The sequence below is a fragment of the Alphaproteobacteria bacterium US3C007 genome (assembly GCA_034423775.1).
GTDB lineage: Bacteria > Pseudomonadota > Alphaproteobacteria > Rhodobacterales > Rhodobacteraceae > Thalassovivens > Thalassovivens spotae.
The window spans coordinates 2,667,544-2,684,649 of sequence record CP139918.1 but is presented as its reverse complement, the minus strand read 5'-3'; the positions used below and the strand labels follow the sequence as shown (position 1 = coordinate 2,684,649).

20 protein-coding genes and 1 pseudogene are annotated in these 17,106 nt (G+C 51.1%); 10 read left to right on the top strand and 11 right to left on the bottom strand.

Annotated elements, in window-relative coordinates; genetic code table 11:
- Window positions 1–47: 47 nt before the first annotated feature.
- From UM181_12840 to UM181_12825, 4 genes are all read left to right on the top strand, one after another.
- Window positions 48–509 (top strand): peroxiredoxin, encoded by a 462-nt coding sequence (locus UM181_12840; GenBank protein WQC62202.1) that lies wholly within the window; start codon window positions 48–50, stop codon window positions 507–509.
- Window positions 510–527: 18 nt separating this feature from the next.
- The gene (locus tag UM181_12835; protein WQC62201.1) at window positions 528–1,379 is read left to right on the top strand and encodes a ferritin-like domain-containing protein; all 852 of its coding nucleotides are present in this window, start codon (window positions 528–530) and stop codon (window positions 1,377–1,379) included.
- Between the two features lie 161 nt (window positions 1,380–1,540).
- The gene (locus UM181_12830; protein WQC62200.1) at window positions 1,541–2,821 is read left to right on the top strand and encodes a DUF5930 domain-containing protein; all 1,281 of its coding nucleotides are present in this window, start codon (window positions 1,541–1,543) and stop codon (window positions 2,819–2,821) included.
- Window positions 2,811–3,323: a polymer-forming cytoskeletal protein gene (locus UM181_12825; GenBank protein ID WQC62199.1), complete on the top strand. Its 513-nt coding sequence runs from the start codon at window positions 2,811–2,813 to the stop codon at window positions 3,321–3,323. Before UM181_12830 ends, UM181_12825 begins: the two co-directional genes overlap by 11 nt.
- A gap of 69 nt (window positions 3,324–3,392) precedes the next feature.
- Here UM181_12825 and UM181_12820 read toward each other — a convergent pair whose 3' ends face one another.
- On the bottom strand, window positions 3,393–3,830 hold the full coding sequence (locus tag UM181_12820) for a PaaI family thioesterase (GenBank protein WQC62198.1): 438 nt from the start codon (window positions 3,828–3,830) through the stop codon (window positions 3,393–3,395).
- Window positions 3,831–3,877: 47 nt separating this feature from the next.
- Here UM181_12820 and UM181_12815 point away from each other — a divergent pair.
- The 4 genes and pseudogenes from UM181_12815 to gluQRS all read left to right on the top strand — a co-directional run bounded on the left by UM181_12815 (window position 3,878) and on the right by gluQRS (window position 7,590).
- Window positions 3,878–4,672, top strand: a pseudogene (locus UM181_12815) (enoyl-CoA hydratase).
- 81 nt (window positions 4,673–4,753) lie between these two features.
- Window positions 4,754–6,103 (top strand): methylenetetrahydrofolate--tRNA-(uracil(54)-C(5))-methyltransferase (FADH(2)-oxidizing) TrmFO, encoded by a 1,350-nt coding sequence (gene trmFO / locus UM181_12810; protein WQC62197.1) that lies wholly within the window; start codon window positions 4,754–4,756, stop codon window positions 6,101–6,103.
- Window positions 6,104–6,127: 24 nt separating this feature from the next.
- On the top strand, window positions 6,128–6,739 hold the full coding sequence (locus tag UM181_12805) for a class I SAM-dependent methyltransferase (GenBank protein WQC62196.1): 612 nt from the start codon (window positions 6,128–6,130) through the stop codon (window positions 6,737–6,739).
- A complete protein-coding gene (gene gluQRS, locus UM181_12800) occupies window positions 6,736–7,590 on the top strand; it encodes a tRNA glutamyl-Q(34) synthetase GluQRS (protein WQC62195.1) in 855 nt (284 codons plus the stop codon). Before UM181_12805 ends, gluQRS begins: the two co-directional genes overlap by 4 nt.
- Here the strand turns inward: gluQRS and hisI are convergent.
- Window positions 7,587–7,946, bottom strand: a complete 360-nt coding sequence (hisI, locus tag UM181_12795; GenBank protein WQC62194.1) for a phosphoribosyl-AMP cyclohydrolase — start codon at window positions 7,944–7,946, stop codon at window positions 7,587–7,589. The genes gluQRS and hisI overlap by 4 nt on opposite strands.
- A gap of 67 nt (window positions 7,947–8,013) precedes the next feature.
- On the opposite strand from hisI, the gene UM181_12790 reads away from it, so the two are divergent.
- Window positions 8,014–8,469, top strand: coding sequence for an iron-sulfur cluster assembly scaffold protein (locus tag UM181_12790; protein ID WQC62193.1), 456 nt, complete (start codon window positions 8,014–8,016; stop codon window positions 8,467–8,469).
- Between the two features lie 711 nt (window positions 8,470–9,180).
- Here UM181_12790 and UM181_12785 read toward each other — a convergent pair.
- The 4 genes from UM181_12785 to UM181_12770 form a co-directional block, all read right to left on the bottom strand.
- A complete protein-coding gene (locus UM181_12785) occupies window positions 9,181–9,348 on the bottom strand; it encodes a hypothetical protein (GenBank protein WQC62192.1) in 168 nt (55 codons plus the stop codon).
- A complete protein-coding gene (locus UM181_12780; GenBank protein WQC62191.1) occupies window positions 9,345–10,499 on the bottom strand; it encodes a glycine cleavage T C-terminal barrel domain-containing protein in 1,155 nt (384 codons plus the stop codon). Before UM181_12780 ends, UM181_12785 begins: the two co-directional genes overlap by 4 nt.
- A gap of 463 nt (window positions 10,500–10,962) precedes the next feature.
- Window positions 10,963–11,316, bottom strand: coding sequence for a transposase (locus UM181_12775; GenBank protein WQC62190.1), 354 nt, complete (start codon window positions 11,314–11,316; stop codon window positions 10,963–10,965).
- Window positions 11,317–11,363: 47 nt separating this feature from the next.
- On the bottom strand, window positions 11,364–11,585 hold the full coding sequence (locus UM181_12770; GenBank protein WQC62189.1) for a DUF1127 domain-containing protein: 222 nt from the start codon (window positions 11,583–11,585) through the stop codon (window positions 11,364–11,366).
- A 188-nt stretch (window positions 11,586–11,773) separates the two neighbouring features.
- On the opposite strand from UM181_12770, the gene UM181_12765 reads away from it, so the two are divergent.
- Window positions 11,774–12,439 carry an SOS response-associated peptidase gene (locus tag UM181_12765; protein WQC62188.1) on the top strand — a complete coding sequence of 222 codons (666 nt, stop codon included), beginning with the start codon at window positions 11,774–11,776 and terminating at the stop codon, window positions 12,437–12,439.
- Window positions 12,440–12,718: 279 nt separating this feature from the next.
- On the opposite strand, the gene UM181_12760 is transcribed toward UM181_12765, so the two are convergent.
- From UM181_12760 to sufC, 5 genes are read right to left on the bottom strand one after another with little or no spacing between them, the layout of a single operon-like run.
- On the bottom strand, window positions 12,719–13,942 hold the full coding sequence (locus tag UM181_12760; protein ID WQC62187.1) for a cysteine desulfurase: 1,224 nt from the start codon (window positions 13,940–13,942) through the stop codon (window positions 12,719–12,721).
- 6 nt (window positions 13,943–13,948) lie between these two features.
- Window positions 13,949–14,506, bottom strand: a complete 558-nt coding sequence (locus tag UM181_12755) for a YIP1 family protein (GenBank protein WQC62186.1) — start codon at window positions 14,504–14,506, stop codon at window positions 13,949–13,951.
- Between the two features lie 11 nt (window positions 14,507–14,517).
- Window positions 14,518–14,952 (bottom strand): YIP1 family protein, encoded by a 435-nt coding sequence (locus tag UM181_12750; GenBank protein ID WQC62185.1) that lies wholly within the window; start codon window positions 14,950–14,952, stop codon window positions 14,518–14,520.
- A gap of 53 nt (window positions 14,953–15,005) precedes the next feature.
- On the bottom strand, window positions 15,006–16,289 hold the full coding sequence (locus UM181_12745; protein WQC62184.1) for a SufD family Fe-S cluster assembly protein: 1,284 nt from the start codon (window positions 16,287–16,289) through the stop codon (window positions 15,006–15,008).
- Window positions 16,289–17,044 carry a Fe-S cluster assembly ATPase SufC gene (sufC, locus tag UM181_12740; protein WQC62183.1) on the bottom strand — a complete coding sequence of 252 codons (756 nt, stop codon included), beginning with the start codon at window positions 17,042–17,044 and terminating at the stop codon, window positions 16,289–16,291. Before sufC ends, UM181_12745 begins: the two co-directional genes overlap by 1 nt.
- Window positions 17,045–17,106: the final 62 nt, after the last annotated feature.

Below are 17,106 nucleotides of genomic sequence, written 5' to 3'. Positions count from 1 at the left end.
GTTCTAACTGATAGCGCGAACGCCAAATTTTCACCAAGGAATGCATCATGACAAAATTGCCTTATCCCGCTCCAATTGTACAGCTGCCGCGGGATGGTGGCGGCGAATTAGCGCTCTCAGAGCTGCAGCCATCTTCGGTTATCCTGTTTTTCTACCCCCGCGATAATACAAGTGGCTGCACGAAAGAAGCTCAGGCGTTTACCGCCCATCAGGAAGCGTTTGAAAAGTTAAACATTAAAATTGTCGGCATTTCAAAAGACAGCGTGAAAAGCCATGATAAATTTGTCGAAAAGCAGGCGCTCGGCATGCCCCTGCTGTCAGATGAAGAGGGCGATATTTGCGAACAATTTGGCGTTTGGAAAGAAAAATCCATGTACGGTAAAACCTATTTTGGCATTGAACGCTCCACTTTTTTGATTGATGGCTCTGGTCAAGTGGTGCAGGAGTGGCGCAAAGTTAAAGTGGCCGGGCATGTCGAAGCTGTCTTGGCCGCGGCGCAAACCCTGTAACCAAAACGAGGTCGCTTGATGGGATTAAGCCTTGCTGAAATGGGCGCACAAGTACTGAACACTGCGGATGGGCGCGCAAAGACCGCCCTGTCTTTGCAATATGCCCAAGCCTGGCAAGAGGCGCGCGCTGCAGGCAACACGCTTGAAATTGGAACGGCGCCGGCACCAGATCACCCGGCGCGTCCAGAGGCCCCCCGTTTATGCGCGCCAAAAGACGTGGCGAAGCGCAAGCCCGGATCACCCGAGGGCCGGATCGCGCTGTTGCATGCGGTCGCCCATATCGAGCTGAATGCCGTGGATCTGCATTGGGATATTATCGTTCGGTTCAGCGAGACCCGCCTGCCAACCGGTTTTTTTGATGATTGGGTGCAGGCGGCTGCAGAAGAAAGCAAACATTTCAATTTAATGTGCGATTGCTTAGAAAATTTGGGCAGCTTTTATGGCGCGCTTTCGGCCCATGCCGGAATGTGGCGGGCAGCCGAAGATACAAAAACCGACCTTTTAGGGCGGTTGGCCGTGGTGCCCATGGTGCTAGAGGCCCGTGGCCTGGATGTGACGCCGAATATGATAAAACTATTCAAACAGGCAAAAGAAACCCAAGCCGTTGACGCGCTGGAACTGATCTATTCAGAAGAAGTGACACATGTAGCGTATGGATCAAAATGGTTTAATTTCTTGTGTGGGCGCGATGATAAAGATCCAAAGCAAGTTTTTCATGCGCTGGTGCGAAAATATTTCAAAGGCAATCTGAAACCACCCTTTAACGCCGAAAAGCGGGCAGATGCGGGCATCCCGCCAGATTTTTACTGGCCTTTAACCGAAAATATTGAATACCCTGCCTTTCTTGGTGGTAAAAACGCGCCTGGTTGAAAAAGCGACAGAACGCGGCACAGCGCCTTTAGAAAACAGCGCCCCAGAAAAATGACCCGCGCATCAGATGCGATTGCGGCGCCGCAAGCTGATTGACCTCATCGCGTGCGATCAGTATCACCGATACAATATATCTGGCCTTACAAATTTGCAGGAAAACTGTGCGACCCCCCTCAAAAAGATCTTTCTTTTGGTTTAGCGAAAAAACCATCTACGTGGAAACTGCCGGGCAAACCACAAGGCTCAGCCTGTCATCAAGGGCGCAGATTTTAGCTTTTATTTGCGCTATTGGAGTGGTTTTCTGGATCAGCTTTAGCGGCCTTATGCTGTTTTCGAAGGGAATTGGCGCGCCATCAATCCCGGCAAGCCCCATAAACAACGCAATCAACACGTCAGAAACTGAGGTGTTTGCAGAAGAATTGAACGCAATTACGCAACAAAGCCTATCAGTTAAGTCACAGCTTTCAGCAGCGCTTGTTGAAATGCGCCAAATGCAAAACGCGGAAATAACCGCAAGCGAACAGCAAGAGCAGCTACAGTATAAGCTGGCTTTGGCGCTCAACGAATTACAGGCATTAAAGCGGCAGCATGCAGGTGAACGGAATGCAAGCGCTGAAGGGTCCATCGCCCCTAACGCATTATCAGTGCCCCCGCGCCCCGAACAAGCCTCGCCGATCGACAAAGTGTCGCAAGCGCTTTCGCAAACAGCCAAAGCCAAGCTGGAAACCGAACAAAATCTTGCCGCCGCGCTGAGCGCGCGAGATGCGCTTGAGTTGGAAATTCGCCTCATTGAGCAGAAATACGAACAGTTATTCCGCCAGATCGAAGAAGCCCTGACAATATCCGTAAAGCCATTGGATAAAGTTTTACGCGCCAGCGGCCTAAACTCAGACTCGCTTTTAAACACCGTGCGCCAAGGATATTCGGGGCGCGGTGGCCCAGCTTTCGGGCTTGAAACGAACCTCGCTGACCTCTCTGCCGAAGAAGCCCGAGCGCTTGGCATTTTAAACTCTGTGGCTAAGCTGGATCACTACCGCATCGCAATAAACAAACTGCCTTTCGCGCCACCAGTCACTGCAGCGCATCGCTTTACCTCTGGATTCGGCCCCCGCTGGGGGCGCATGCACCGCGGCATTGATCTTGCCGCGCCCAAGGGCACCCCAATTCTGGCAACGGCGGATGGCGTTGTAACGTTCGCCGGCACGTTTTCCAGCTATGGAAAACTTGTAAAAATCAAGCATGACTTTGGCTATGAAACACGCTATGGTCATCTTTCAAAGATCCGTGTAAAAAAGGGGCAAAGAGTATCTCGTGGAGAGGCAATCGGTGGTATGGGAAATACTGGGCGCTCCACAGGGACGCATCTGCACTATGAATTGCGCTATAAAGGCAAAGCGTTAAATCCGATGAATTATATTAAGGCAGCGAAAGATGTTTTCTAAAAGCAAAATAAACGAACCAGGTCAAAAAGACAGCGATGCAGCAACGCCCAGCGCCCCTGCGCCCACGGCTTATGCGGCTGATCAAATTGAAACAAAGCCATCAGCACCTAAGGCAAAACCACCTGCATCCGTTCTGTCATCTGATCTGCACGTTACCGGAAACATGAAAACCACGGGCGACATTCAAGTGGAAGGCACGGTTGAGGGCGATATACGCGCGCATCTGCTGACGGTGGGCGAAAGCGCCACGATCAAGGGCGAGGTGATTGCCGATGATGTGGTTGTAAATGGCCGAATCGTCGGTCGGGTGCGGGGTCTGAAAGTTCGCCTAACGGCGACGGCGCGCGTGGAAGGCGATATCATTCACAAAACAATCGCGATTGAATCGGGTGCGCATTTCGAAGGTTCTGTTCAGCGGCAAGACGATCCATTAACCAAAACGGCCGCCGCGAAGCCTGCCGCAGCGGCTCCAGCGCCCCGGCAAACCGCCGCCAAAGTCTGAGTATCAGGCATAAACAGATAATGCGCCAGCTCTTCGCGAGCTGAGCGCATTTTTCGTTCCGATTACATCTTACTGCGTTTTAATCGTTTTATCGGGCGGTAAGGCATATGTCATGGAAGCCCGCGCCACGGGGTCGGCTTTACCCTCAGAATATATGAGAACATCGCAAACAGCCAATAAACGGCCAATTTTCAACACCTTACAATGCGCAATCAGATCACGACCTGCATCCGGTTTGCGCATAAAATCCAAAGATGCATTGGTCGTAACGGCAAGTTCTTTCGGCCCGATTGCGGCCAGAACGCTCATATAAACCGAAACATCCGCCAAAGCGAACATCGCCGGCCCTGACACCGTGCCGCCAGGGCGCAAATGCCGCTCTTGCACCTTCAAGCGCACCTCTATGTGCCCCTCCTGCAGCGCCTCAATGGCAAACTCACCGCGGATCTGGGGAAACACGTTTTCAAGATAGCTCATTAAGGTCTCTGCCGTGTAAGGTAATGGCATACTTTTCTCTCTCTTTATTTTAGCGTAGGGTCGCGGAAAATCAGAGGGAGGGCAAGATGGCTTTATTAGAACGTAACGATACGGGATCGATTGCCCATCTCACATTGAATGCTCCAGAGAAATTAAACGCGCTGTCAGAGGGGATGCTGGAGGCGTTACAATCCGAATTTGACGCCCTAAAAAACGATCAAGCGATCCGTGCGGTTATTTTAGAGGGCGCCGGCAAAGCGTTTTGTGCCGGCCATGATCTCAAAGAGATGACCGCAGGCCGGCAAGCCGAAGATGGCGGCAAAGCCTATTTCAAAACACTGTTCAATCGCTGCGCAAAAATGATGCAAACAATCCAGAAATTACCACAACCAGTGATCGCACAAGTGCATGGCATTGCCACTGCCGCAGGCTGCCAATTGGTGGCAAGCTGCGATTTAGCGGTTGCCGCCGAGGGCACAAAATTTGGCGTTAACGGTGTTAATATCGGATTATTTTGCTCTACCCCAATGGTGGCGCTTTCTCGTAATATCCCCCGAAAACAAGCGTTTGAAATGTTAACCACGGGGCAATTCATTGATGCTGCGCGCGCGCAAGACCTCGGGTTGATAAATCGGGTTGTCTGCGAAGAACAGCTCAGCGCAGAGACCCGGGCCTTGGCAGAATTATTGGCCAGCAAACTCGGCGTTGCGGTAAAAATTGGCAAAGAAGCGTTCTACAATCAGTTGCAAATGCCATTATCCGAGGCCTATGATTACACAGGCGACGTGATGGTCGAAAATATGCTATATCGGGATACCGAAGAGGGCATCAGCGCCTTCATTGAGAAACGCGATCCTAACTGGACACAGTAAACGGCCCAAAGCCCCAAGCCTGTGTTCAATAAAGGCGGGTCTTGGGCTGGTCATTCCGTTGCATTTCGTTAGGAAGAGCGCATGAGCGAGGTATTAAATATTATTGGCGGCGGCATGGCAGGATCAGAAGCTGCCTGGCAAGCCGCCCAAATGGGCGTGAATGTGGTGATCCACGAAATGCGTCCTCAAGTGAAAACATTTGCGCATCAAACAGCTGATTTGGGTGAAATGGTATGCTCTAACTCTTTTCGTTCTGACGATCATGAACAAAACGCCGTCGGCCTGCTGCACTGGGAGATGTTACAGGCCGAAGGCGTGATTATTCAAACCGCTTATGAGCATCGCTTGCCTGCGGGCGGTGCTTTGGCCGTTGACCGTGAGGTTTTTGCCAAAAACATAACGCGAAAACTCAAAGCGCATCCCAAGATCACAATTGTAAATAATGAAATCGACGCGCTGCCTCAATCAGGTCATTGGATCGTGGCCACCGGACCGCTAACCTCATCTGCACTGGGCGCCTCTTTGGCAAAAACAACTGGCCGCGATGCTTTGGCCTTTTTCGATGCCATCGCCCCCATCCTGTATTATGACAGTATTGATATGTCCAAAGCCTGGATGCAATCGCGCTATGATAAGGGCGAAACCGAGGCCGAGCGCACCGCTTATTTAAACTGCCCGATGGATAAAAGCCAATATGAACGCTTTATCGATGCGCTGCTCGAGGCGGAAAAAACCGAATTTCATGAAGGTGAAACAGCAGGGTATTTTGATGGATGCTTGCCGATTGAAGTGATGGCCGAACGGGGCCGCGAAACGCTGCGTTTCGGGCCGATGAAACCCGTTGGCCTGACCAATCCACATAGCAGCCAAAAGCCTTATGCAGTGGTGCAATTGCGCCGCGACAATGCCCTCGGCACGCTTTACAATATTGTCGGATTTCAAACAAAAATGAAATATGGCGCCCAAAAAGAGGTTCTGCGGCAAATACCCGGGTTAGAAACAGCTGAATTTGCGCGTTTGGGCGGTATCCACCGCAATACGTTTTTAAATTCCCCCACTCTTTTGGATCATCAGATGCGTTTAAAGGCGGCCCCACATCTGCGCTTTGCCGGCCAAATAACGGGCGTAGAGGGTTATGTCGAAAGCGCGGCAATGGGGTTATTGGCAGGGCGTATGGCGGCCAGTGAGATCCTTGGAAAGCCTTTGCCCTCTGTGCCGGAAGATACCGCCTTAGGGGCGTTAATGCTGCATATTACCGGCGGCGCAGATGCAAAAACCTTTCAGCCCATGAATGTGAATTTCGGCCTGTTCAGACCGATAGAGGGCACAAAGAACGGCCGTAAAGGACGCAAAGAGCGCTATAGAGCCTATACAGACCGGGCAAAAAGCGCTTGGCAGGATTGGTTGGCCAAAGCCCCTCTGGACGCCTAGCATCTGATTTGCTTAACTTACGGCATGACGAAAACATATCTCGATAAAATTTACAGCGCTGACAGCACCGATTTGCGGCCCTTTTACGCCCAATGGGCACAGAGCTATGATCAGGAAGTCGGCGAAAACGGCTATATCACACCGCTGAGAATTGCCGAGGCGCTGGCGCGGCATGTAAAAGATCTGAGCATACCCATCCTCGATTATGGATGCGGCACGGGCATTTCTGGGCAGGCGTTTCAAGAGGCGGGGTTCCTTACGATCGACGGGGTGGATATTTCGGATGAAATGCTGGAGGTTGCAGCACAAAAAAAAATCTATCGGCGCTTGGAGGTGTTTGCGCCCGAAACCGGCCCGGACGTGAAACTGGGGGCTTATAACATTATTGCCGCGGTTGGTGTGATTGGCGCCGGCGCCGCACCGCTCGCCGTATTGGATCAAATTATGGCTCTATTGGCTCCAAAAGGGCTATTGGTGTTTTCATTCAATGATCACACGTTGGAAGACCCTGCTTATGACGGGCGGGTTGAGAATTATGTAAAACAGGGTCAAGCGGCGCTGCATTTGAAGGATTACGGCGACCATCTGCCAAAACAAAAAATCAATTCCAATATTTATATTCTTGAAAAATTGTGACGTTTCGAACCAGATTTGCCCCCTCACCCACGGGCCCGCTGCATCTTGGTCATGCGTATTCTGCCTTATATGGCCACAGACTGGCCAAGGTAAAAAACGGGCTTTGGCTGCTTCGGATAGACGATCTAGACCACAGCCGTTCAAAACCAGAATGGACGCAGAAAATTTTCGATGATCTGCACTGGTTTGGACTGGCTTGGCCCGAGCCTGTTAGGTTTCAATCGCAGGAAACCGACACTTATCAAAGAGCGCTTGATGCGCTGGCACGCGCCGGATTGATCTATCCGTGTTGTTGCAACCGGGCCGATATTGCGCAAGCCGCAGCAGCCCCCCAAGAAGGCGTGCCCGAATTTGGGCCCGATGGCCGCATCTACCCTGGCACCTGCCGCCATCGCAGCCTGTCGCAGGCCCGCCCCGGCGACGCGCTGCGCTTGGATATGCGCAAAGCCGTTAAAGCCCTACAAAAACCCGTGACCTATGAAGAATTTGGCGAGCAGCATTCGAAACGGATCACGCTCAAAGCAGAGGCGCTTATTGCGCAGGTTGGAGACGTGGTACTGCGCAGAAAGGATCAGGGGGCAGCCTATCATCTTGCCGTGGTCATAGATGATGATGCGCAAAACATCACCGATGTGGTGCGCGGCGCAGATCTGAACGCCGCGACGCAAATTCATGTCGTGTTACAACAATTGCTGAATATTCCGACCCCTCGTTATCACCACCATTCCTTGATAAGGGATGAAACGGGCAAACGCTTGGCAAAACGCAGCGATTCTGAAGCGCTCAGCAGTTTGCGAAAAGCCGGCCACTCTGCCCAAGATATCACAGAGCGTTTATTTTCAGCGCCTTAAAACAGAATCGGCAAGCGTTCATGCTCTGCACCATCCTGCACGGTGATGTAAAAGCAACTGCGGCGATTCGTATGGCACGCAGGCCCAGTTTGATCAATCAACAACAGCAGGCAATCGCGGTCACAATCTACGCGAAGCTCAACCAGCTTCTGGATATGCCCCGAGGTTTCGCCTTTCACCCACATCGCGCGACGCGAGCGGGACCAATAGGTTACCCGCCCTGTTTGAAGCGTGAGCTTTACCGCCTGGGCATTCATCCAAGCCATCATCAGCACTTCGTTGCTATTGGCATCCTGCGCAATCGCTGGAATCAAGCCATCTTCGTTAAATGCAAGTTCCTCAACGTTAAATTCCATTCTTACAAACCTTTGCTTCTGCGCTGCTTCGCCTTATGTATTGTGTTGCGGGAAAAAGGGAAAGACTATGCCGGGCGACCCAGATCTGATAAAATTATACTCTAAAAAGATTTTGGCCTTGGCGGCCGATTTACCACATTATGCAGAGCTTGAGCATGTGACAGCTCGCGCAAAAAAACGTTCTCCCCTCTGCGGATCCAGCGTGAGTGTTGAACTCCAACTCTGCGAAGGGCGCGTGGCTGCCTTTACCCAAGACGTAAAGGCCTGCGCGTTGGGACAGGCCGCCGCGTGCATCACCGCCAAAGCCATCATCGGCTGCAGCGCCATGCAAGTTCGGGTGGCCTGCGCAGAATTGCAGGCCATGTTAACCGCAGATGGCCCGATACCTGCAGATCCGTTTAACGATCTTGAGGTTTTGCACCCCGCAGCTCAATTTAAAAACCGCCATGCTTCAATTTTACTGTCTCTTGAGGCCACCACCGAGGCATTAGAGCTTGCGCAAAAATCAAAAAATACGGGCTGAAATTAGGGGAAGTGCACGCGCATATCGCGTTCAAAACCGCTTGAGCAGTGCCCATACCAAGGCTTCTGAGATGCGTAACCCCGCCGCGTTCATACGCCATCGCAACGGGTAAACCACGTTCTTAACGGCAAAAAACCGCCCGCAGGATGGTTGATGCTGCCTTCCTACAGGAAAAGGGCGAATTTAACGCTACGCGTCAAAATTTGCGGATATTTAGGCAACCCATATTTTGCTTCTGTAATTGCTTTCTGGCCGAAAAGAACATCACGCGGCAGGTTTTGATTTGGCGCTTTTGCGCAAATTTTGCACCGCCCAAGCTAAATATTGAAAACCGGCATAAAAGCACCCCAGAAAAAGTAGCGTCACGATCGCGGACGGCGCGCGCTGCCTCCGTTCAAAAAAAAAGGCAGTGCTAAAAAGCACTGCCAAAAAAATTGAAAACATCTGGGAGGAGAATTTTCAACAATAGCAAATTAATGGGAGGAGAAACTTGCTGACCATTTAATAGCGAAAACCAGCCTCTGTCAGCAATGCACAAGATTGCATTGCCGATATGCATTCTATGCAAATCTAAAAGTTCTTGTGTTGCTTAATAATTAAGCTATTACTGTCGCTTTAACGCAGCTTGAGTTGTGTTGCATCGTCTCGTCATGTCAGGCTTGAGACATTAGTGGCTAGGCTCTCTGTTTGGGAGGAGAGCGAGTCTAGCCACTAAAATGTACACCCCATATTGCCACGGATCACACCATGAAAACCATACCAATCGGCTGTCCCAAGCGAGCGAGACTGCTGGCCTAAAGAATTGCTCCGATTGGCCGGTGCATCCGCATAGCCAAAGCAAGCTTTAAAGGGCAGCTTGGCTTTGTACAGAGTGTTCAATTTGAGAGCGCGGCGGCCGTGATCTTTTTCTTCGGGTCAAAAAATGGCCGTTCAACCACCAATGCGGTGCGCTGCTCCGCCCCCGCAAGAACACGCAGCTCAGTTCCCAAGGCAGTACGATCTACAGACACCATCGCAAGCGCAATATTTTTCTGCAAGCGCGGCGAGAAAACCGCAGAGGTCACCTTGCCAATCGTTTTTCCCTTATCTGTAATGGCCCAAAAACTGGTATTGGGTCCCGTCAAAGGCGCGCCATCCAAAACCAAACCAACTTGTTTGCGCTCTACCCCTTTGGCCTTGATACGGCGCAGCGAAGATTTACCAATAAAATTCGCCTCGATATCCAGGTTAACCAACCGGTCTAAACCCAGTTCAAACGGGTTCGTGTGAATATCCGCATCCGCATGATAAGATAGCATTCCCCCTTCGATGCGCCGGATTGAAGACGTGTGCCCCGGCTTCAGACCAAACCGAGCGCCAGCGGCCATGATGCGCTCCCAAAGCTCACTTCCATAGGCCCCATCCCTGAGGTAAATCTCATAACCCAATTCGCTTGACCAGCCGGTGCGTGACACAAGCAGTGGAATGCCCTCAAGCTCAAGCTCGCGCAGCCAATAATAGCGCAGATCTTCTATAGATTCTCCGAACAAAGCCTTCATGATTTTCCCAGAATTGGGGCCCTGCAATTGTAACGGGGACACATCCGGCTCACAAATACTTACATCCAAGCCAGAATGTACGGCCACCCCCTGCGCCCAGAGTAAAATATCGCTATCCGCCAAGGAAATCCAAAAATGATTTTCTGCCAGTCGCAAAAGAATTGGATCGTTTAACAGCCCACCATCGGCATTTGTGATAAGAATGTATTTACATTGACCCACCGCCATTTTGGAAAGATCGCGGGGGGTTAACAGTTGCACAAACGCTGCCGCATCAGGCCCTGTCACTTCGACCTGCCGTTCAACGGCGACATCGCATAGGATTGCTTCGTTCACCAAATTCCAAAAATTCTGCTCAGGGTCTCCGAAGTCACGGGGGATATACATATGATTATAAACCGAAAACCCTTTTGCCCCCCAGCGAACTGTGGCGTCAAAATAAGGAGATTTTCTAATCTGAGTTCCGAAGCCAAACTGATCTGTTGCTGTCATGATCCCTGCCTTTTTGCTTGAAATTTGGGTAAGCTCTGCCCAGTTAAACGCAGCGAGTATTAGAACGGATCATTTTACTTATTAGGGTCAAAAACGCCCTAAATTCTGACGAAAAAGACCCACCAACCTTTCAAAGGGCAACACTGTTTATCCGCGCTGATTAAATGCAGATTATGCTCTAAAATATCGCCGTATCCTGCATTAGGTGGAAGGCTTGCCATCACCAAAGCACAAAGGGCACTGGGCATCCTGTCTCATACACCACCTAAAAGTGACTTGCCAAGCGCGCCCAATTACCTCGCCTGCCCCAAGATGCCGCTTACGCCAAGATTTGCGTTTAGGTTTTATTTTATGCTTATTTTATATCTACTCGCCTGCGTCAAATATTTTAAGGCCCGTATTATATACCAAAACTTGGGTCGCGCCATCCGCGTCAGCACGCGAGTTCATCACCAATATCAGCTCAGACCCGCAGCGTGAAAAGGTAAAAAAATGAGGCAGGCGGACATTCTACACCGATGAGCTTAAACAGGCAGTGCAAAAACCCGTCGCGCTGGCGCAGCAGCTGTTTATACGCCACCTCAAGCAGGTCAGGATTGCCTGACCCCAAATAGACTGTCTGACCGCCTCGCGTCTTGCGGCGCCCTGCGCACGATGCGGTTTCCACCTCACGGCTCAGCCAAATTGTCACATCGCCGCGCTGATGCAGGCTTTTATTACAGCCGGGCCAGTTTGTGAGCCGATATCGCGTCTTCTCGACCGCTTCTCGAAGGGCGCCATTTGATTTATACGGTATCCTCAATATCGAATAGATCAAGAAAGCCCCTTCTTGACGGAACCGTTAGGATCCTTGCAACAAGGCCCTTAAACAGCCCCTACCAAATTTGGATTTGTCTGCATTTGGACGGCTTTTTCTTCATCCGCAGCATCCATTTCAGCCAAAACTTGAGCTTTGATTTCGTTCACATAGGTTGCGCGGGTGAAGCCGATATCTTGCAGCTGATGATCGCTTAAATGGCTGAGCGTTTCAAAAGCAGCACTGGCTTGGCGTGCCACGATCAATGATTTAAATATTTGTCTAAGCATCTCATTCTCCATTGCTTGAATTGCCGCCTAATTAGGCACTTTCTGCATGAGCAACATCATCCAAGTTAGAATTGCCGCCATGCAGCATTTGCAATGCTCGCTGGCTCATACCGCCACTGGCATTAAACGGGCGCGTCAGCTAAAATTTTTCGGGCAGAGACAGTTTTTGTTAAAGAGAGGGGACTGAGATGTGTGGAAGGTTTGCCATCACCATACCGCAAGACGCGCTGGTCAACCTGTTTCACGCAACGCCCGCAAATGACCTGCCAAGCACGCCCAATTACAATGTCTGCCCCACTACCCTTATTCATACGCTTATTGCGGCCGACGGAATGCGACAACTCAAACCAATGCGCTGGGGTTTTATACCAAAATGGTACAAAACAATGGCGGGAGGCCCTTTGCTAATCAACGCAAGATCAGAAACGATCGCTGAAAAACCGGCATTTAAAGAGGCCTGTCGATCAAGACGCTGTTTAATCCCCGCAGACGGGTTTTATGAATGGCAGCGCGTTGCAGGTCAAAAGCCGGTGCCCTACCGCGTCATGCGCTCGGATGGCAGCCCGCTTATAATGGCGGGGATATGGCAAAACTGGCAGTTGAATGGCGCCGAAATAACCAGCTGTGCAATCGTAACCACCATTGCCAATCCCAAAATGGCACAGATCCATCACAGATTGCCTGTGATCCTTGAGCCCGAGGACTGGCCCCTTTGGCTGGGCGAGCAGGGAAAAGGCGCATCAAAGCTTATGAAGCCGGTTTCTGATAAGAGTTTGGATATCAAAAAAGTGTCAAGCGCAGTGAATTCAAACCGATCAACAGGTGCAGAATTATGGCAGCCCGTTTCACCCTAACGCAACTGCAACAGCAAAACCGAACAATGAAGTAGCGCCGCGCATTTTGGTTTCTAAAATCGGCCAATGCGCAAATCTACGGATGTAAAAAAGGATGTATAAAACGCCCTCATTCGATATCTGGCATGACCATTTCATAGGAAATAGTCACCTCAAAACCCACGTAATGCTCTCAGAAGTTGCCCCCCCCCCGAAACCCAAAAATCAAAGCTTTATCAAACCGGGGGCTGCCCAACCGAAAAGCGCTTGGCTTATTTTTTCGCCGTTTAGCGAGATCAATCAGACCAAAAGATCATGCGCCAAATGCAGCCCATCCACCAAGCGGTCAACCTCTTCGAGCGAGTTATAAAAGGCAAAAGACGCCCGGCATGAGGCGGTGACGCCCATGAACTCCATCAAAGGTCCCGCGCAATGCTGGCCTGCCCGCACCGCGATGCCTTTTCGATCCAGGATCGTCGAAATATCATGCGCATGCGCGGCCCCCTGCAAAGTGAAGCTGAAAATCGGACCCTTATCCTGCGCTGCGCCTTGCAGGGTCAGCCAATTCAAACTGCCCAACTGAGATTGCGCATAATCGGTAAGCGTCTTTTCATGCGCCTGAATCGCCTCAAACCCGATGCCCATCATGTAATCCAGCGCTACACCAAATCCGATGGTTTGCACAATGCCGGGGGTCCCAGCCTCAAGCATCATCGGCGGATCATTATAAATCACGTTGTCTTTATGAACTTCTTTGATCATATCGCCGCCGCCGATAAAGGGGCGCATTTCCGCCATCCGTTCAGCGCGCATAAAAATCGCCCCCGACCCTGACGGGCCGCAGAGTTTATGCCCGGTGATCGCGTAAAAATCACATCCGATATCTTGCACGTCAACAGCGTGATGCACCGCCGCCTGCGAGCCGTCAACAAGCACAGGAACACCCCTGCTGCGGGCATGATGACAAATGGTTTTCACATCCACCACGCTGCCCAGCACGTTTGACATATGCGTGATCGCAATCAGCTTGCTGCGCTCGGATATGGCATCGATAACCGCTTGCGGGTCCAAATTGCCCTGCGCGTCGATATCGACCCATTTCAACACCACCCCATAGCGCTCGCGCAAAAAATGCCAGGGTACGATATTGGCATGATGCTCCATCACCGAAAGGATAATTTCATCGCCTGCGGTTAAATTTTCCATTGCCCAACCGTAGGCCACAGCGTTTATGCCTTCTGTCGTGCCCGAATTGAGCACAATCTCAGTTTCAGCGCCGGCGTTTAAAAACCGCGCCACAACGCCGCGCACCGCTTCATATTTATCGGTTGCCAGATTGCTAAGATAATGCAGGCCACGATGCACATTCGCGTATTCATACGCGTAAGCTTGCGTCACCGCATCGATCACCACCTGAGGCTTCTGCGACGAAGCGCCATTGTCCAAATACACCAAAGGCTTTCCGTTTACTTCACGGCTTAAAATTGGAAAATCTGCGCGAATAGAGGCGATATCAAAGGTCATAACAGTTTAGGTTCCCAAGAAAAATAAAGTGGTTAGCATCGCCAAACTCAGTACCCCGAGCATGCTGCCCAGCAGGGAAACGAACGTTGCCTTGATCATATTGTCAAACCCATGGGCCACATCGATAAAGGTGATAAAAATCCAAAATGACCACCCAATCAGCGCCAGTTGAAAAAAGGCCGCAACCGGTGGCATGGTGAGTAAAAAGAGGTAGGATATAATTTGCAATGCAAATTGTAGCACCTGCATCCAGGCCATCAGCGCCATAATTGATTTAAAATCACCCAAGCCCTGCAGCTTCTCGCCAATCCAAGCAATGCCAAACGCGACCGCGGTTGTCACAACAAAAATGACAACGCAAATTTTCCAAGGTACGCCAAGGATCTCAACCGCCTCGGCGCTTTGCGGCAAAATGAAATCAATGGTGAACATCAAAGCGGTGCTGGCGCAAACCATCGCCAGAAACAAAGAAAAGATCGCATCATAAGACAGGTTGAACGCAATCACCTCTTGCGCCGCTTCTCTGGGCTTTAAAAAACTATCTTGAAAAAGCTGCTTTATCATCAGTCTACCCGTCATGGGGCCACCGACCGCGCCGCGCGCAGCCCCGCCGCCAAAAACCAAAGAAACACCGCGAACCAAACAAAGCCAACGGCTTCTTTAATCCAAGTTTGACCAAAAAACCCTGTGATCAGCCCATGCAATAACATCAAGGGCGCGGCGGCTAAAAACGCCCAAAAAAGAGCAACGCGAACGCTATAGGCCGACAATGATGGCCCAAAAACGCCCCAGACCCATTTCACCAGCAAGGCCAGTATGTAAAACATCAACGGGGCCAAAAAGAACCAGCCAAACAGCGCGCCCCCCAACAGCATGTCCAAAGCTTTTTCTTCAAGATGCGCTTGTCGGGCGAGGCCCGGCCATTGCGCCAGAAAGGCCAATACGCAACCGGCGGCCAAAAACGCCAAGGCGCGATCTTCACGCGGGCCCGCTTGCAACAAATCGCTCACCACTTGGCCTGGCTTGGTGTAGCTTCTTACGATATTTCGCAACATTGACATGCTTAGCTGCGCCGCCGAGCCAGCCACGCCTCTAATTGCTCAAGCATAGTGGCTGACAATATGTCATTGTCAATTTCATCAAGCGCTTCTGCGAGAAACGCCAAAGTCAGCATATCCACCGCCAGCGGCGTGGGAACACCGCGCGAGCGCAGATAAAACAGCCCATCTTCATCAATCGCACCCGAGGTGGACCCATGCGAGCAAATCACGTCATCTGCGTAGATTTCCAGCTCAGGCTTGGCCAGAAATTGGCTGTCTTCATCCAGCAAAAGCGATTGGCTAATCTGATAACCATCGGTTTTTTGCGCGCCAGGTTTGACAAGGATTTTGCCTTGAAAAACGCCAACAGCCCCGTTCCGCAAGACTTTTTTGAACACCTGTCGGCTTTCGCAATTCACCGCATCATGAGTGATAAAAACCGTATCATCATGATGAAACGCCCCATCCCCCACGCAGGCTCCTGCAACATGCGCAACCGCATCATCACCCTTCAAGCTCAAAACGCAATCATTGCGGGTCAAAACGCCATTCACCGTTAAGGTAAATGATTTGAAAACGCTTTCCCGGCCCAAAGAAGCGAAGATGCTGCTGCAGCAGCGTTGTTCATGATCGCGGCCCTGCGCCCGTATGTGATGGAATTGCGCTTGATCCGCGACCTCAACCTCCATCACCAAATTGCTGCGCGCGGCGACAGGCCCGTTTTCAACCAACGTCAAAGACGCGTTTGGTTCAAGCTTGATCAGGTGGTGCAGCATCACATCGGATAGCGGATTTTCATGTCGGTACACGATATTTAAAATGGGCTTTACCGCAGCGGTGACATGGATCAATACACCATCGCTCGCAAACGCGGTGTTAAGCGCGGCCAAAGGCCGTTCCACCGGAACCTGCCCCTGCGCCTCTAAGGATCCATAAACCGGCTTTGCCCAATGCAAATCTAAATCTTGACAGGCGGCCAGCCGGTCGATTTGAACCCCAGAGCCAATCAAATCATCCGAAGCCTCGGGGTCAAACACCCCGTCAACGAACACAATTTTAAGGCGCTCGAGATCACCGCAAAGCGCCGCTTCGGGCAGACCTAAAACCTGAGCCGGCGCAGCCTCGGGCGCCACCAACGCCGCGGGGTTGGTATATTTCCAATATTCATCGCGCCGGTCGGGCAATCCCATCGCATTTAAAGTGTTGAGCGCCGCAGCTCGGGCCGAAGCACTCCAGCCCGTATCGATTGGCTGCATCCTAGATAGACGCGCCTCTAATGCACCCAGTTTGACTTGTGGCAAGGCCATTAAGCAACCTCCGCCAAAATATCAGAGTAACCGTTATTCTCCACTTCCAGCGCCAATTCGGGACCACCTGTTTTTACGATCCGCCCGTTTGCCATGATGTGAACAACATCCGGTTTGATATGATCCAGCAAACGTTGATAATGCGTGATCACCAAAAAGCCACGGCCTTCGTCGCGCAGAGCATTCACGCCTTCGGCGACCAGTTTCATCGCATCCACATCCAACCCGCTATCGGTTTCATCCAAAATACACATTTTGGGTTCCAACATCGCCATTTGCAAAATCTCATTGCGTTTTTTCTCACCCCCAGAAAACCCAACATTCACTGGCCGTTTCAGCATATCTGCATCGATTTTCAGGGTTTTCGCCTTGGCGCGGACAAGTTTCAAAAACTCGGCAGCGCTCATTTCTTCTTCGCCCCGTGCCTTGCGTTGGGCGTTCACCGCGGTGCGTAGAAACGTCATATTTCCAACGCCGGGGATTTCAACCGGGTATTGGAAGGCTAAAAACAAGCCGGCAGCCGCGCGCTCTTCAGGGTCCATTTCAAGCAGATCAACCGAATCTAATGCCGCGCTTCCGCCCGTCACCTCATAGCCATCCTTACCGCTTAAGACATAAGACAAAGTGGATTTTCCAGATCCGTTCGGCCCCATGATCGCGTGCACTTTGCCCGCTTCAACCGTTAAATTCACGCCTTTTAAAATTTGCTTATCTTCTTCTTCCAACGACACGTGAAGATCTTTAATTTCTAACATCTCTTACCTCAAATTGATTGATTAACGGGTTTGTTCTTCCACTCTGACACACCCGATCTAAC

What these genes read in the sequence shown, in the direction of transcription:
- UM181_12745 (WQC62184.1), bottom strand. Translation starts at nt 16,289, where the DNA reads ATGGCCTTGCCACAAGTCAAACTGGGTGCATTAGAGGCGCGTCTATCT.
- hisI (WQC62194.1), bottom strand. Translation starts at nt 7,946, where the DNA reads ATGGAATTTAACGTTGAGGAACTTGCATTTAACGAAGATGGCTTGATT.
- sufC (WQC62183.1), bottom strand. Translation starts at nt 17,044, where the DNA reads ATGTTAGAAATTAAAGATCTTCACGTGTCGTTGGAAGAAGAAGATAAG.
- UM181_12805 (WQC62196.1), top strand. Translation starts at nt 6,128, where the DNA reads ATGACGAAAACATATCTCGATAAAATTTACAGCGCTGACAGCACCGAT.
- UM181_12765 (WQC62188.1), top strand. Translation starts at nt 11,774, where the DNA reads ATGTGTGGAAGGTTTGCCATCACCATACCGCAAGACGCGCTGGTCAAC.
- UM181_12835 (WQC62201.1), top strand. Translation starts at nt 528, where the DNA reads ATGGGATTAAGCCTTGCTGAAATGGGCGCACAAGTACTGAACACTGCG.
- UM181_12840 (WQC62202.1), top strand. Translation starts at nt 48, where the DNA reads ATGACAAAATTGCCTTATCCCGCTCCAATTGTACAGCTGCCGCGGGAT.
- UM181_12820 (WQC62198.1), bottom strand. Translation starts at nt 3,830, where the DNA reads ATGCCATTACCTTACACGGCAGAGACCTTAATGAGCTATCTTGAAAAC.
- UM181_12760 (WQC62187.1), bottom strand. Translation starts at nt 13,942, where the DNA reads ATGACCTTTGATATCGCCTCTATTCGCGCAGATTTTCCAATTTTAAGC.
- UM181_12790 (WQC62193.1), top strand. Translation starts at nt 8,014, where the DNA reads ATGCCGGGCGACCCAGATCTGATAAAATTATACTCTAAAAAGATTTTG.
- UM181_12780 (WQC62191.1), bottom strand. Translation starts at nt 10,499, where the DNA reads ATGACAGCAACAGATCAGTTTGGCTTCGGAACTCAGATTAGAAAATCT.
- UM181_12825 (WQC62199.1), top strand. Translation starts at nt 2,811, where the DNA reads ATGTTTTCTAAAAGCAAAATAAACGAACCAGGTCAAAAAGACAGCGAT.
- trmFO (WQC62197.1), top strand. Translation starts at nt 4,754, where the DNA reads ATGAGCGAGGTATTAAATATTATTGGCGGCGGCATGGCAGGATCAGAA.
- UM181_12755 (WQC62186.1), bottom strand. Translation starts at nt 14,506, where the DNA reads ATGATAAAGCAGCTTTTTCAAGATAGTTTTTTAAAGCCCAGAGAAGCG.
- UM181_12770 (WQC62189.1), bottom strand. Translation starts at nt 11,585, where the DNA reads ATGCTTAGACAAATATTTAAATCATTGATCGTGGCACGCCAAGCCAGT.